The 13,239-nt window shown below is 69.2% G+C and carries 9 protein-coding genes and 1 pseudogene; 5 read left to right on the top strand and 5 right to left on the bottom strand.

What is annotated here, in order from left to right:
* Nucleotides 1-2 precede the first annotated feature (2 nt).
* Entirely contained in the window at nucleotides 3-902 is a 900-nt protein-coding gene (locus tag ABTX18_RS35195; RefSeq protein WP_352126887.1) for an ABC transporter permease, read from the bottom strand.
* Nucleotides 903-982: 80 nt separating this feature from the next.
* A complete protein-coding gene (locus ABTX18_RS35190; protein ID WP_352126869.1) occupies nucleotides 983-2,419 on the bottom strand; it encodes a sugar ABC transporter ATP-binding protein in 1,437 nt (478 codons plus the stop codon).
* Nucleotides 2,420-2,726: 307 nt separating this feature from the next.
* Between ABTX18_RS35190 and ABTX18_RS35185 the strand changes: the two genes are divergently transcribed.
* Nucleotides 2,727-3,920, top strand: a complete 1,194-nt coding sequence (locus tag ABTX18_RS35185) for an ROK family protein (RefSeq protein ID WP_352126868.1) — start codon at nucleotides 2,727-2,729, stop codon at nucleotides 3,918-3,920.
* Between the two features lie 143 nt (nucleotides 3,921-4,063).
* Here the strand turns inward: ABTX18_RS35185 and ABTX18_RS35180 are convergent, their stop codons facing one another.
* Nucleotides 4,064-4,960 (bottom strand): DeoR/GlpR family DNA-binding transcription regulator, encoded by an 897-nt coding sequence (locus tag ABTX18_RS35180; RefSeq protein WP_352126867.1) that lies wholly within the window; start codon nucleotides 4,958-4,960, stop codon nucleotides 4,064-4,066.
* A gap of 394 nt (nucleotides 4,961-5,354) precedes the next feature.
* Nucleotides 5,355-6,521 carry a xylose isomerase gene (gene xylA, locus ABTX18_RS35175; protein ID WP_352126866.1) on the bottom strand — a complete coding sequence of 389 codons (1,167 nt, stop codon included), beginning with the start codon at nucleotides 6,519-6,521 and terminating at the stop codon, nucleotides 5,355-5,357.
* A 347-nt stretch (nucleotides 6,522-6,868) separates the two neighbouring features.
* Here xylA and ABTX18_RS35170 point away from each other — a divergent pair, with 347 nt between their 5' ends.
* The 3 genes from ABTX18_RS35170 (at nucleotide 6,869) to ABTX18_RS35160 (ending at nucleotide 12,572) form a co-directional block, all read left to right on the top strand.
* Nucleotides 6,869-9,712, top strand: coding sequence for a lectin (locus tag ABTX18_RS35170; RefSeq protein ID WP_352126865.1), 2,844 nt, complete (start codon nucleotides 6,869-6,871; stop codon nucleotides 9,710-9,712).
* A gap of 17 nt (nucleotides 9,713-9,729) precedes the next feature.
* The gene (locus tag ABTX18_RS35165; RefSeq protein ID WP_352126864.1) at nucleotides 9,730-11,484 is read left to right on the top strand and encodes a lectin; all 1,755 of its coding nucleotides are present in this window, start codon (nucleotides 9,730-9,732) and stop codon (nucleotides 11,482-11,484) included.
* A 359-nt stretch (nucleotides 11,485-11,843) separates the two neighbouring features.
* Nucleotides 11,844-12,572: a DUF2625 domain-containing protein gene (locus tag ABTX18_RS35160; RefSeq protein WP_352126863.1), complete on the top strand. Its 729-nt coding sequence runs from the start codon at nucleotides 11,844-11,846 to the stop codon at nucleotides 12,570-12,572.
* 15 nt (nucleotides 12,573-12,587) lie between these two features.
* On the opposite strand, the pseudogene ABTX18_RS35155 reads toward ABTX18_RS35160, so the two are convergent.
* A pseudogene (locus ABTX18_RS35155) lies at nucleotides 12,588-12,713 on the bottom strand (IS5/IS1182 family transposase); the annotation flags it as partial.
* 225 nt (nucleotides 12,714-12,938) lie between these two features.
* Here ABTX18_RS35155 and ABTX18_RS35150 point away from each other — a divergent pair.
* On the top strand, nucleotides 12,939-13,239 hold a 301-nt coding region (locus ABTX18_RS35150; RefSeq protein WP_352126862.1), incomplete at its 3' end, for a hypothetical protein.

The following is a 13,239-nucleotide window of genomic DNA, read 5'->3' as shown; positions in this document are numbered from 1 at the left end:
CGTCAGCGCCTCCGGCCGGCGTAGATCGCCAGGGCTGCGACGAGGACGACGCCGCGTACCACGTCCTTGGCGAAGGAATCGATCTCCATCTGGTTGAAGACGCTGTCCAGGACGGCGAGCAGGAGTACCCCGCCGACCGTGCCCGCGACGCCGCCCCTGCCGCCCGCCAGGACCGTGCCGCCGAGGACCACGGCCGCGATGGACTCCAGGTCATAGCCTCCGTCGGTGCCGACGGTGGGAGCGCCGGCGCCGAGTCGGGCGGCGAGCAGCAGGCCGGCGGCTCCCGCGGTGAGGGAGCAGAGGACGTGCGTCGTGACGAGGACGCGGTCCGTCCGCACGCCCGAGAGCCGGGCCACCTCGGGGCCGCCGCCGACGGCGTGGATGCGGTAACCGAGGGAGGTACGGCGCAGCATGAACCAGGCCGCTGCCGCGATCGCCAGCCAGAGCAGCGCCGAGACCGGCACGGGTCCGACGCGGTCGTAGCCGAGGTGCTGGAAGGACTGGGGCACCCGGCCGGCGGGGCCGTCGTAGCGGTACTCGAGGATGCCCTTGATGACGAGCGAGACGCCGAGGGTGGCGATGAAGGCGTGCACCTTCAGCGTGGTGATGGCGAAGCCGTTGACGAGCCCCGTCAGCGCGCTGACGACGAGGACGGCGCCGATCGCGGGCAGCACGCCGTACTGCGCCATCGTCTCGGCGGCCACGAGCGAGCACAGACTCATCAGGAAGGCGACGGACAGGTCCAGGGAGCCCGCGAGGATCACGAGGGTCTGACCGACGGCGACGATGCCCAGAGCGGCGGAGCGCTGCTGGATGCCGACGATGTTGCCCTCGCTGAAAAATTGCCCGCCGTCGAAGGCGAACAGGGCCCAGCCCGTAATGATCATGACGCCCAGGGCCATGAAGACGGGGCGGGCAGGACTGTCCGCGGCGAAGCCGCGTACGGCGAGTCCCTTCGCGGGCAGGGCGTGGAGCTGCTGGGTCATGATCCGGCCGCCAGGTGCATCACGGCTTCCTCCGAGGAGTTCGCGGGCAGGTGGCCGGCGATGCGGCCTTCTCTCAGGACGACGATGCGGTCACTCATCCCGATGAGTTCGGGGAGTTCGGAGGAGATCATGAGGACGGCCATGCCGTCCTCGGCGAGCTCTCGTACGAGCTCGTGGATGGCGGCTTTCGCTCCGACGTCGACGCCGCGGGTCGGCTCGTCGAACAGGAGGACCTTCGGAGCCACCGTCAGCCACTTCGCGAGGACGACCTTCTGCTGGTTGCCGCCGGAGAGATACCTGACCTCGGTCTCGGTACGGGGCGGCGCGAGACGCACCCGCTTCAGGAGATCCAGGACCGAGGTCCCGGCACGTCCGCCACGGGCGCGAGCAACCAGGAGGGCGTTGTCCCGTACCGTCTGGTGCAGGGCCAGGCCCTCGGACTTGCGGTCCTCTGTGACGAGGCCGATTCCGGCGGCGATCGCGTCCCGGACCGAGCCGGGGCGCCTGGGGGTCATCTCGCCTCGGGTGAAGGGATCGGCGCCGAACAGCGCCTTGGCGAGTTCGGTGCGGCCGGCTCCCTGCAGCCCGGCCAGACCGACGATCTCCCTCGCACGCAGCTCCAGGTCGATCCCGTCGAGGGCGGCGTTGCCGCCGCCACGCACCGATAGCAGGACCTCGCCGGGCGGACGCGTCGCGCGAGCCGGGTAGTACTCGGTGAGTTCCCGGCCGACCATCAGGCGGACGAGTTCGGCGGTGGTGAGTTCCCCGATCGGAAGTGTGGCGACCTTGGCCCCGTCCTTGAGCACGGTGACGCGGTCGGCGAGTTCGAATATCTCCCGCAGTCGGTGCGAGATGTAGAGGACGGCGACACCGCGTTCGCTCAGCCGGCGGATTAGCCGGTACAGCAGCTCGACCTCGCTCTCGGCCAGGGCGGCCGTCGGCTCGTCCATCACGACGATGCGGGCGTCCACCGACAGCGCCTTGACGATCTCGACGACCTGCTGCTGGGCGACCGATAGACGCCGCACCGGGTCGCGCGGGCCGAACGAGGCCTCACCGAGCTCCTCGATGAGTTGTGCGGTGGCTGCCTCCATCGCCGCCCTGTCGACGAGACCGAGGCGCTTGGGCTCACGGCCGAGGAAGACGTTCTCGGCGACGGTCCGCTCCGGGAGGAGGGTGAGTTCCTGGTAGATGATCGACACGCCCGCGCGCTGAGCGTCCGTCGGATGCCTGAAGAGGACGGTGCGGCCGTCGAGGGTGATCGTCCCCTCGTCCGGCGTGTGCACACCGGCGAGAATCTTCATCAGCGTCGACTTCCCCGCGCCGTTCTCGCCGATGAGGGCGTGCACCTCGCCGGCCCGCACGTCGAGATCCACGTCCGACAGCACGCGGGCGCCCGGGAAGCTCTTGCCGATGCCTCTCATGCTCAGCACTTCGCCCACTCGCCTTGCCAGGTACGGGACTTGAGCTTCTGGGTGCCCTCGGTGGCACTTGCCGGGTTCACTGCCGCTGCGCCCGCGGGGCAGGCGCCGGATTGTCTCGCGGCTCGGGCATGGATCCGGCCCGGAAAGACGCTTCCGACGACCTCCGCCCTGACTTCCGCCGACCATCGTTGTATATCGAGCATGTTGCGGATACTAGAGATGAGTTACGACGATCGTCAACCATAAGTGAGCGCAGCGTAGTTATAATCAGCAGGTGCCAAGTGCCCGTGGTACCCGCAGAGATGGAGACAGGACGTTGACCACCGAACCGGCGGGCGCCGGCGCCCTTTTGGCGATCCTGCGCGACGGCCGTGCCCGCACCCGCACGGAGTTGGTGCAGCTGACGGGCCTCGCCAGATCGACCGTGAGTCAGCGGCTCGACGCGTTGGCCGATCAGCAGTGGATCCGACCGGCGGGCGAGGTGATCTCCTCTGGTGGCAGACCCGCCGCGGCCTTCTCCTTCAACTCCGGTGCCCGGACGGTCCTCGCCGCGGACCTGGGAGCCACTCACGCCCGGATCGCCGTCACCGACCTGTCCGCCCGTGTGCTGGCCGAGCGCAGCCGCGACTTGAGGATCGCGGAGGGGCCGGAGCGAGTTCTGGGCTGGATCGTCGACGAGTTCACGGATCTGCTGGCCGAGGCCGGGCACACCCTCTCCCATGTGTGCGGCGTCGGCATAGGCCTCCCCGGCCCCGTCGATCACGCGTCGGGCCGACCCGCGAACCCGCCGATCATGCCGAACTGGGACGGTTTCGACGTTCCCGGCAGGCTCGCATCCCGCCTCGGAGTGCCCATCCTGGTCGACAACGACGTCAACATCATGGCGCTCGGAGAGCACCGGGCCGCCAGTCCCGAGATCGAGCACCTTCTCTTCGTGAAGGTCGGCACCGGAATCGGCTGCGGCGTCATCACGGAACACCGCCTCCACCGCGGCGCCCGCGGCTCGGCCGGCGACATCGGCCACATCGAGGTGGCCAGGGCGGCGAACGAAACCTGCCGTTGCGGAAACACCGGCTGCCTCGAAGCGGTGGCCGGCGGCAGCGCCCTGGCAGCCAGGCTGCGTGACGCGGGCCTGGACGCCGCGGACGCCCGGGGCGTGGTCGATCTGGTCCGCGCCGGCAACCCGGCCGCGGTCCGAATGGTCCGTCAGGCGGGCCGGGACATCGGAGACATCCTGGCCGCGCTGGTCAACTTCTTCAACCCTGAGGTGATCGTCATCGGCGGCGACCTGTCGGAGGCCGGAGAGCACCTGCTCGCCGGGGTGCGAGAGGCCGTATACAGACGTTCCCTCCCCCTGGCCACCCAGCACCTCTCCATCCGAGGACGTCAACTGGGCGACCGCGCGGGCATCATCGGGGCTGCGGTCATGGTGGCCGAGCACACCCTCGACCCCGCGGCGGTCGACCGGTCCGTCACCGGCTCCGGTGTGCGGGAGTTCGCCGCTCCGTGATGCGGCATATCGGCGCACGGCAGGTGTCGCAGCAACGAGCTGGGGCCCGCACCCAAGAAGGTGCGGGCCCCAGCTGTGGATACGCCCGGCCGGAGCGCACCGGCCCGATGGTCTTGCCACGGACGGAGCACGGCAGTCCGGTGTCACGACACCTCGGGGCCCCGCTCAGTGCAGTGCAGGCGGACCTCGTGCGCTCTGCACCAGCGCACGAGGTCGGGCCGCGGCAGGTCGCAGACGATGTCGTCGACGTCCTCGAGTCCCGCGATACCGAAGAAGGCGTCGCGCCCGATCGCGGGCGCCTCCGCCGCCACGACCACCCGTCGGGCCCGGGCCATGGCGACCTGCTTGATGTGACCGTCCGCCGTTGCCGGGACGCTGATGCCGCGGCTCGTGACGCCACTGACGGCGATGAACGCGATGTCGACGGTGAAGCGTTCCAGAGTGGCGGCGGTCACCGGGCCGACCAGTGTCCGGCTGGTCGGGCACAGCTCCCCGCCGAGGAGCACAACGTGCGCGGCATCCCGTTCGGCCAGGACCTCCGCCACTCCCAGGGCGTTGGTCAACACGCTCACCCGTGCCCCTCCAAGGGCCTCGGCGAGAGCATGACTTGCGCGCCCCGAGTCGAGGAAGAGCGTCTGCTCGTCGCCGATGAGGTCCATGCAAAGACGCGCGAACTCCGTGTGGGCACGACTGCGACGCTTGCGGTCGATCGACGCAGAAGGGGCAGGACAGGGACCCGCGACAACCGCTCCGTCGCTCGTGCGGCGCAGCACGTTCTTACGCTCGAGGACAGAGAGGTCCCTGAGCAGCGTGGGCCGGCTGATCCCCAGGACGTCAGCCAGATGGCTCACCGGCACGCTGCCGCGCCCCCGGACGGCGGACACGATTCTTTCCTTGCGCTCCTCCGCGGTGCCCTGTCCCGCCGAGCCGGTGCTCGCCCCCTGACTCTGCCGACGGACGATGTCGGCGATCTGAGTACGGCGGCCCTGGTCGAGGTGGTGAATGTCGGCAGCGTCCTGCGGTCGGCGGAGGGAAGTCATGGCCGGTCTCGCCGCGATCGGGTCACACTCACAAGTCGGTTCCGTTCTGGGTCGTACGACGCCCCGGGGCTCAGCACGGCCGAGCCGTTCCGCCGTTCGGGACGCGACGGCGTACGGCGTGCCCTCTGTGCGTCGGACGGACAGAGGGCACGGAGGGATCCGGGGCGGGTGGACGAGCCCGATGGCAGAGGTCTGCCGGGTTCGCGTCCGGGTCCGGCGAACCGGAGCAGGGCAACGACGCACCGGCCCGACGAGAGCCGAACGATGTCCCCGCCGTCCGGGCCGACGTGACCCGGTCGCCGCGGACGGTGATCGGTCCGCGGCGACCGCGTCGCCATCCGTGCGGACGACGACGGTGGGACGGCACACCCGTCCCCCCTTTCCGAACCGTCCGTCAGTCGCGGGCGGCGAGAAGGTGGTCCATCGCCAGCTGGTCCAGCGCCTCGAACGCCATGCCGCGCTCGGCGGCCGCCGTCACGTCGAAGTCCTCGAAGGCCGAGCGGTCGGCCAGCAGGCCCGCCACGCCGTCCTCCGCGGTGCGCTGCGCCAGCTCGTCCAGACGCGCGGCGCGCAGGGCCTCCTGGACCGCCGGGTCGGCGCGGAAGGCCGCGGCGCGCTCCTTGAGGATGAGGTAGTTGCGCATGCAGCCCGCGGCCGAGGCCCAGACGCCGTCGTAGTCCTCGGTCCGCGGCGGCTTGAAGTCGAAGTGGCGCGGGCCCGCGTAGTCCGAGCTCTCCAGGAGGTCGACGAGCCAGAAGGCCTGGCGCAGGTCGCCGGCGCCGAAGCGGAGGTCCTGGTCGTACTTGATGCCGGACTGGCCGTTGAGGTCGATGTGGAACAGCTTGCCCGCCCACAGCGCCTGCGCGATGCCGTGCGCGAAGTTCAGCCCCGCCATCTGCTCGTGGCCGACCTCCGGGTTCACGCCGTACATCTCCGGGCGCTCCAGACGCTCGATGAACGCCAGCGCGTGGCCGATCGTCGGCAGCAGGACGTCGCCGCGCGGCTCGTTCGGCTTGGGCTCGATCGCGAACCTGAGGTCGTAGCCCTGCTCGGTGACGTAGTCGCCCAGCAGGTCGAACGCTTCCTTCATCCGGTCCAGCGCGACCCTCACGTCCTTGGCGCCCCCCGACTCTGCGCCCTCGCGGCCGCCCCAGGCGACGTACGTCTTCGCACCCAGCTCGACCGCGAGGTCGATGTTGCGGATGACCTTGCGCAGCGCGAAGCGGCGCACGTCACGGTCGTTCGCCGTGAACCCGCCGTCCTTGAAGACCGGGTGCGTGAACAGGTTCGTCGTCGCCATCGGGACGACCAGGCCGGCCGCGTCCAGTGCCTGCCGGAAACGCTTGATGTGCGACTCGCGCTCGGCGTCCGAGGACCCGAACGGGATCAGGTCGTCGTCGTGGAAGGTCACGCCGTGGGCACCGAGAGCGGCCAGGCGCTGCACCGTCTCGACCGGGTCCAGGGCGCCGCGCGTCGCTTCGCCGAACGGGTCCCGTCCCTGCCAGCCGACGGTCCACAGACCGAAGGTGAACTTGTCATCGGGGGTGGGCTGGTACGTCATGCCACGGCTCCTCGCTCGCTGACTATTTTGTCATGGCGATTAACAAATTAACGGGTCGAGGCACCGCTGGGAAGAGCCAGGCGACTGCAAGTCCACTCCTTGCGCCCTCTGACGCGCCATCTTTGCCTCAACTTCGGCAGAAGTTTCGGATTTCTTCGCGCAAGGGGTTACCCAACGGGTAGAAGCCCACTAACTTCTGTGAATCGAGTCGGTGATACGCCCGTAACCCGGCTCAACGGCGCGTCGACGCGCGCCGCGGAGGCATCGGCGCGACGCCGCGCGCCGGTGCTCCCCTCTTCAGGACTGATCAGGTCCTGCTGTCCACCCCACACCTTCCGGAGACATCCGTGCGCACAACTCTGCTCAGACCCAAACTTGTCCGCTCATTGGCACTGGCGGTTGTATGTGCCGTCGGCTCCTTGACACCGGGAACCGCCGCTGCCACGCCGGAACCGGCCGACGCCTCAGCGGCGGAGGCAGGAGCCTTCCAGCAGGTCACGCTCGCCAAGGGACCGACCGAAGTGGGCGAGCCCATGAGCCTCGCCGTGCTGCCGGACCGTTCCGTGCTGCACACCTCGCGGGACGGCACCCTGCGGCTCACCGACGAGGCCGGCACAACCAAGGTCGCAGGCAAGCTCGATGTCTACAGCCACGACGAGGAAGGCCTGCAGGGCATAGGAGCGGACCCTGGCTTCGCCACCAACCGCTTCATCTACCTCTACTACGCCCCCAAGACGGACACCCCCGGCGGTGACGCCCCGTCAAATGGGTCGGCCCCCGACTTCGCCACGTTCGACGGCATCAACCGGCTTTCCCGGTTCGTGCTGAAGACGGACGGCACACTGGATCTGACCAGCGAAAAGAAGATCCTCGACGTGTCCGCGACCCGCGGCATGTGCTGCCATGTCGGAGGCGACATCGACTTCGACGCGGCGGGCAACCTGTACCTGTCGACCGGCGACGACACCAACCCGTTCGCCTCGGACGGCTACACCCCGATCGACGAGCGCGCCTCCCGCAACCCCGCCTACGACGCCCAGCGTTCCGCGGGCAACACCGACGACCTGCGCGGCAAGGTCCTGCGCATCAAGGTCAACGCCGACGGATCGTATTCCGTCCCGGACGGCAACCTCTTCCCGCGCGGCACCGACAAGACCCGGCCCGAGATCTACGCGATGGGCTTCCGCAACCCCTTCCGGATGAGCGTCGACAAGGCCACCGGCATCGTCTACCTCGGCGACTACGGCCCCGATGCCGGCACCGCCGGCGCCTCGCGCGGCCCTGAGGGGCAGGTCGAGTTCAACCGGATCACCAAGGCGGGCAACTACGGCTGGCCGTACTGCACCGGCAAGAACGACGCCTACACCGACTTCGACTTCGCCACCGGGGCCTCCGGCGCCAAGTTCGACTGCGCGGCACCGAAGAACACCTCGCCGCGCAACACCGGCCTGACCGATCTGCCCCCCGCCCAACCCGCCTGGATCCCCTACACGGGCAACTCGGTACCGGAGTTCGGCGACGGCTCCGAGTCCCCCATGGGCGGCCCCGTCTACCGCTACGACGCGGACTCCACCTCCGAGGTGAAGTTCCCGCAGGACTTCGACGGCGACTTCTTCGCCGGCGAGCTCGGCCGCCGCTGGATCAAGCGGATCGAGTCCGGCTCCGACGGGACCGTCCAGTCCATCAACGCCTTCCCCTGGACCGGAACCCAGGTGATGGACATGGCGTTCGGCCCGGACGGCGCCCTCTACGTCCTCGACTACGGCACCGGCTTCTACAGCGGCGACGACAACTCCGCCCTCTACCGCATCGAACACGTCACCGGCGGGCACTCTCCGACCGCCCAGGCCAAGGCAGACGTCACCTCCGGCCAGGCGCCTCTGACCGTCTCCTTCTCCTCGGCCGGCAGCTCGGACCCGGAGGGAAGCGACCTCAGCCACTCGTGGGCGTTCGGCGACGGAACGACCTCCACGTCGGCCAACCCCTCCCACGCCTACACCGCCAACGGCCAGTACACGGCCACGCTGACGGTGACGGACACCAGCGGCAAGTCCGCGACGGCGTCCGTCCGGATCACCGTGGGGAACACCGCTCCCACCGTGAAGATCGACCTGCCCACGGACGGAAGCATCCACGACTTCGGCGACGCCATCCCGTTCAAGGTCACGGTGACCGACCCCGAGGACGGCACCATCGACTGCTCCAAGGTCAAGGTCTCGTTCGTCGTCGGCCACGACAGCCACGGCCACCCGCAGACCTCGGCCACCGGCTGCAGCGGCACCCTGCAGACCCTGTCCGACGGCGAGCACGACCCCAACGCCAACATCTTCGGCGTCATCGACGCCGAGTACACCGACAAGGGTGCGAACGGCCAGCCCGCGCTGACCACCCACGACCAGCGCATCGCCCAACCCAGCCACCGGCAGGCCGAGCACTACGGTGACTCCTCCGGTGTCCAGGTCACCGCCCACGGCCCTGCCCACGGCGGCAAGAGCGTCGGCTACATCGAGAACGGCGACTGGATCTCCTTCAAGCCCTACGCCCTCGGCAACACCGCCAAGTTCACGGCGCGGGTCTCCTCCGCGGGAGCGGGCGGCACCATCGAGGTGCGGGCCGGCTCCCCGACCGGCACCGTGCTCGGCACGGCGACCGTCCCGGTGACCGGCGACTGGGAGACCTTCCAGGACGTGACCACCGACCTGTCGCATCAGCCCACCGGGGCCACCTCCCTGTTCCTGGTCTTCAAGGGCGGCGCCGGCTTCCTGTTCGACGTCGACGAGTTCTCCTTCACCACCTCCGTCGGCGGCGCCAGCACGGGTGCGGTGAAGGGCGTCAACGGCAAGTGCCTGGACGTGGCGGGCGCCAACAGCGCCGACGGCACCGGCATCCAGCTGTGGGGCTGCCACGGCGGAACCAACCAGCAATGGACCCTGGCCCACGACGGCACCATCCGCAGCCTGGGCAAGTGCCTGGATGTGGACGGCGACGGAACCGCCGACGGCACCAAGATCCACCTGTGGACCTGCCACGGCGGAACCAACCAGCAATGGACCCCCCAGCCCGACGGCACCATCCGCAGCACCCACTCCGGCAAGTGCCTCGACGCATCCGGAGCCACCTGGAACGACGGCACCCCCATCCACCTGTGGACCTGCCACAACGGCCCCAACCAAAAATGGGCCCTGAGCTAGAGCGGAGGCGACCACGCATGCACGCTCGAATCAAAGCGGCCGTCGGCCTGTTGGCCGGCTGCACGCTCTGGATGACACCACAGGCCCAGGCCGTGCCCCTCGGTGACCAGCCGGCCGAGGCGGCGTCACGGACGGCGGCTGCCGCCGATCCCGCCTACGACGTCCTGGTCTTCTCCAGGACCGCCGGCTTCCGGCACTCCTCCATCGGATCCGGCGTCACGGCGCTGCGCGAACTCGGCGCGGCCAACAACTTCACCGTGGACGCCACCGAGGATCCCCGGGCCTTCAATCCCGGAAACCTCGCCCGGTACGAGGCGGTCGTCTTCCTCTCCACCACCGGCGACGTGCTCGACAACAGCCAGCAGACGGCGTTCGAGCAGTACATCGAGGGCGGCGGCGGATACGTCGGCATCCACGCCGCGGCCGACACCGAGTACGAGTGGCCCTTCTACGAGGGACTGGCCGGCGCCCTCTTCCGCTCCCACCCTCCCACCCAATCCGCCACCGTGAAGATCGAGGACCGGGCCCACGACGCCACCGCCCATCTCGGCAGCACCTGGCAGCGCACCGACGAGTGGTACGACTACCGCTCCAACCCACGCGCCACCGCCCATGTGCTGGCCTCCCTCGACGAGTCCACCTACTCGGGCGGCACCATGTCCGGCGACCACCCGATCGCCTGGTGCAAGGACTACCAGGGCGGCCGCGCCTTCTACACCGGCGGCGGCCACACCGACGAGTCCTACACCGAGCCCGCGTTCCGCCGACATCTGCTCGGCGGCGTGCGCTGGGCGGCCGGCATGACGGATGCCGACTGCCGCCCAGAGACCGGCTACACCCCGCTGTTCGACGGCTCGGGCACCACTGGCTGGAAGCAGGCCGGCCCCGGCGGGTTCACCCTCGCCGACGGCACCCTCACCTCCGGCGGCGGACTCGGGATGCTGTGGTACGCGGCCAAGGAGTTCACCGGCGACTACTCCCTGAAGGCCGACTGGAAGGTCGCCGGCGACGACAACTCCGGTGTCGTCATCGGTTTCCCGGCCTCCGACGACCCCGGGTCCGCGTTAGACAACGGCTACGAGGTCCAGATCGACGCCACCGACGCCGCCGACCGCACCACCGGCTCGGTCTACGCGGTCAAGTCCGCCGACCTCGCCGTGCGCGACGCGGCGCTCAACCCGCCCGGCGAGTGGAACACGTACGAGATCCAGGTCACCGGCGAACGGCTGGAGGTCTTCCTCAACGGCCGCAAGGTCAACGACTTCACCAACACCGACCTCGCACGCAGCCTGCGCCAGGGTCACATCGGCATCCAGAACCACGGCGACGGCGACGAGGTGGCCTTCCGCAACATTCGCGTCAAGCAGGGCGACACTCAGCAGCCCGGCGCCAGCACGGGTGCGGTGAAGGGCGTCAACGGCAAGTGCCTGGACGTGGCGGGCGCCAACAGCGCCGACGGCACCGGCATCCAGCTGTGGGGCTGCCACGGCGGAACCAACCAGCAATGGACCCTGGCCCACGACGGCACCATCCGCAGCCTGGGCAAGTGCCTGGATGTGGACGGCGACGGAACCGCCGACGGCACCAAGATCCACCTGTGGACCTGCCACGGCGGAACCAACCAGCAATGGACCCCCCAGCCCGACCGCACCATCCGCAGCACCCACTCCGGCAAGTGCCTCGACGCATCCGGAGCCACCTGGAACGACGGCACCCCCATCCACCTGTGGACCTGCCACAACGGCCCCAACCAAAAATGGACCCTGCCATAGCTTGGTCGAGTGATTCCCGGACAGTTCACCTTTCACCTCGTGTGACGGCGGCGTGAAGACCGCCGCCCCGGGCGCGGAAGACATCGGCGTGGTCCCCAGCGTAAGTATGGCGGGACCACGCCGGTGCCGGCCGTTGCTCCGGACGTCGCGACATCGGACGAAGGGGCCACCACATCCCTCGGCGCGGTCATCACCGGGCGCCGCTTGCCCACGGCGTCCTTGGCCCCGGCTCCCACCATGCCTTGCAGTCGTTGCGGTTGCCGGACAGAGGATCCCCTAAGAAGTCATCTCGATAGGCGGTGGGCTCGTCGAAGTGCCCTGCCGATTGGGGTGCAAGGTGCGGGTGCGACGATGCGGGCATGCGTGAGTTGAGTCAGCTGATCGACGTTGAGCAACCGGCCTGGCCGGAACTCAGACAGGCACTCGGTGCCGGGCCCGTGGCCGTCGAAGTGCTTCCTGCCGACAGCGACCTGGGCAGAGCGTCACTTCTCCAGTTGCAGGTCACGGCCAGGTCGTACCTGGGCGCGGTGGTACTGCACTGCGGCGGTCTGCTCGTGGACGACGGATGGTTGCGCGTCTTTGGCAGCCCAGTGGAAGGGGCGGCGCCTGGGGTGCCGGGCCTGGCTCGGGTCAATCAGTTCCCGGGAGTGTTCGACTCCGATTGGCGAGCGGATACGGGCCTGGTGGTGGGACAGGATGTGCTGGGCGGGGTCTTCGCTCTCAACGGCGGAGCTCCCGCCAGCGCTGGCCGCCCCGGAGCCCCGGGAGAGATGGTCTACTTCGCTGCGGATTCGCTTCGCTGGGAGGCTCTGGACGTCGGCCACTCGGCGTGGATGGCCTGGCTGGTGTCCGGGGCGCTTGATGAGTTCTACGCGGATCTTCGCTGGCCCGGCTGGCAGGAAGAGGTCCGCGCACTGAACAGCGATCAGGGCTTGTCGCTGTTTCCGCCGTTGTGGTCTGCCGAGGCGCGCCAAGATCTCTCCGCGGCCAGTCGTCGCGCCGTGCCCATGAGGGAGCTGCTCAGTGTCGCCCGGGACTCATGCCGACAGTTTGATGGGGTTGATCCGGGCTTTCTTGGCGCCGTGTGAACCGGTCAGCCGGTCCAGCCGGCGGTAGCAGATCAGGGCGGCGGCGATCCCGGCGAAGGCCAGGAAGTATTCCGCCTTGCGTTCGTAGCGACGATGCAGGCGGCGGCAGCCGGCCAGCCATGCCACCGTTCGCTCGACGGTGTCGGCGTACAAGTGAACGTGGCTCTGGCAAGATTTTCGTAGCCGGAGATCATTTCGGTGCCATGTCCGAATAGCGGCGGCGGAGGTGGGCGATCAGGACGACGCGTTGGCGGAGGGGGAGACGCCAGCACGTCCGGCCATGAGGCGTTTCTGGAGCTTGACGTCGGTGATGCGGCCTTCGTTGACCCCAGAGTTGTAAGCGGTCGTGATGCCCTGGGCGACGGCGTGCCGGTCTTCGTGCAAGGCTCCGGCGAGGCCGGCGAGTGGCGCCATTCCACTCCTTTTGAGATCGTCCAGCCAGGCTGGCAGGGGTGCCGCGTCGCGGTCTTCGAGCATGGCGGCGAAGCGGCGGACCAGGTCGTGAGTGAACTTGAGTTCGGGGCAGTGTTCGAGGAGCCGGGGCAGGCGCTCGTTGATGTGCGGGCTGCGGCGGTGCGCACGGGGGAGTGGAGTGACCCCCGAAATTCCGACACCTGGACGCTGGATGTTTCGTCATCCAGGGGAAGTGATCCAAGGTGGCAAAGCG

This window comes from Streptomyces sp. NPDC096323, from assembly GCF_040302845.1.
Classification (GTDB): domain Bacteria; phylum Actinomycetota; class Actinomycetes; order Streptomycetales; family Streptomycetaceae; genus Streptomyces.
This window is presented reverse-complemented; position numbering and strand designations above follow the sequence as displayed.

Bases quoted from the DNA above. Each gene is read 5' to 3' on its own strand.
- ABTX18_RS35165 (WP_352126864.1), top strand. From the start codon at position 9,730: ATGCACGCTCGAATCAAAGCGGCCGTCGGCCTGTTGGCCGGCTGCACG.
- ABTX18_RS35160 (WP_352126863.1), top strand. From the start codon at position 11,844: ATGCGTGAGTTGAGTCAGCTGATCGACGTTGAGCAACCGGCCTGGCCG.
- xylA (WP_352126866.1), bottom strand. From the start codon at position 6,521: ATGACGTACCAGCCCACCCCCGATGACAAGTTCACCTTCGGTCTGTGG.
- ABTX18_RS35195 (WP_352126887.1), bottom strand. From the start codon at position 902: ATGGCCCTGGGCGTCATGATCATTACGGGCTGGGCCCTGTTCGCCTTC.
- ABTX18_RS35180 (WP_352126867.1), bottom strand. From the start codon at position 4,960: ATGACTTCCCTCCGCCGACCGCAGGACGCTGCCGACATTCACCACCTC.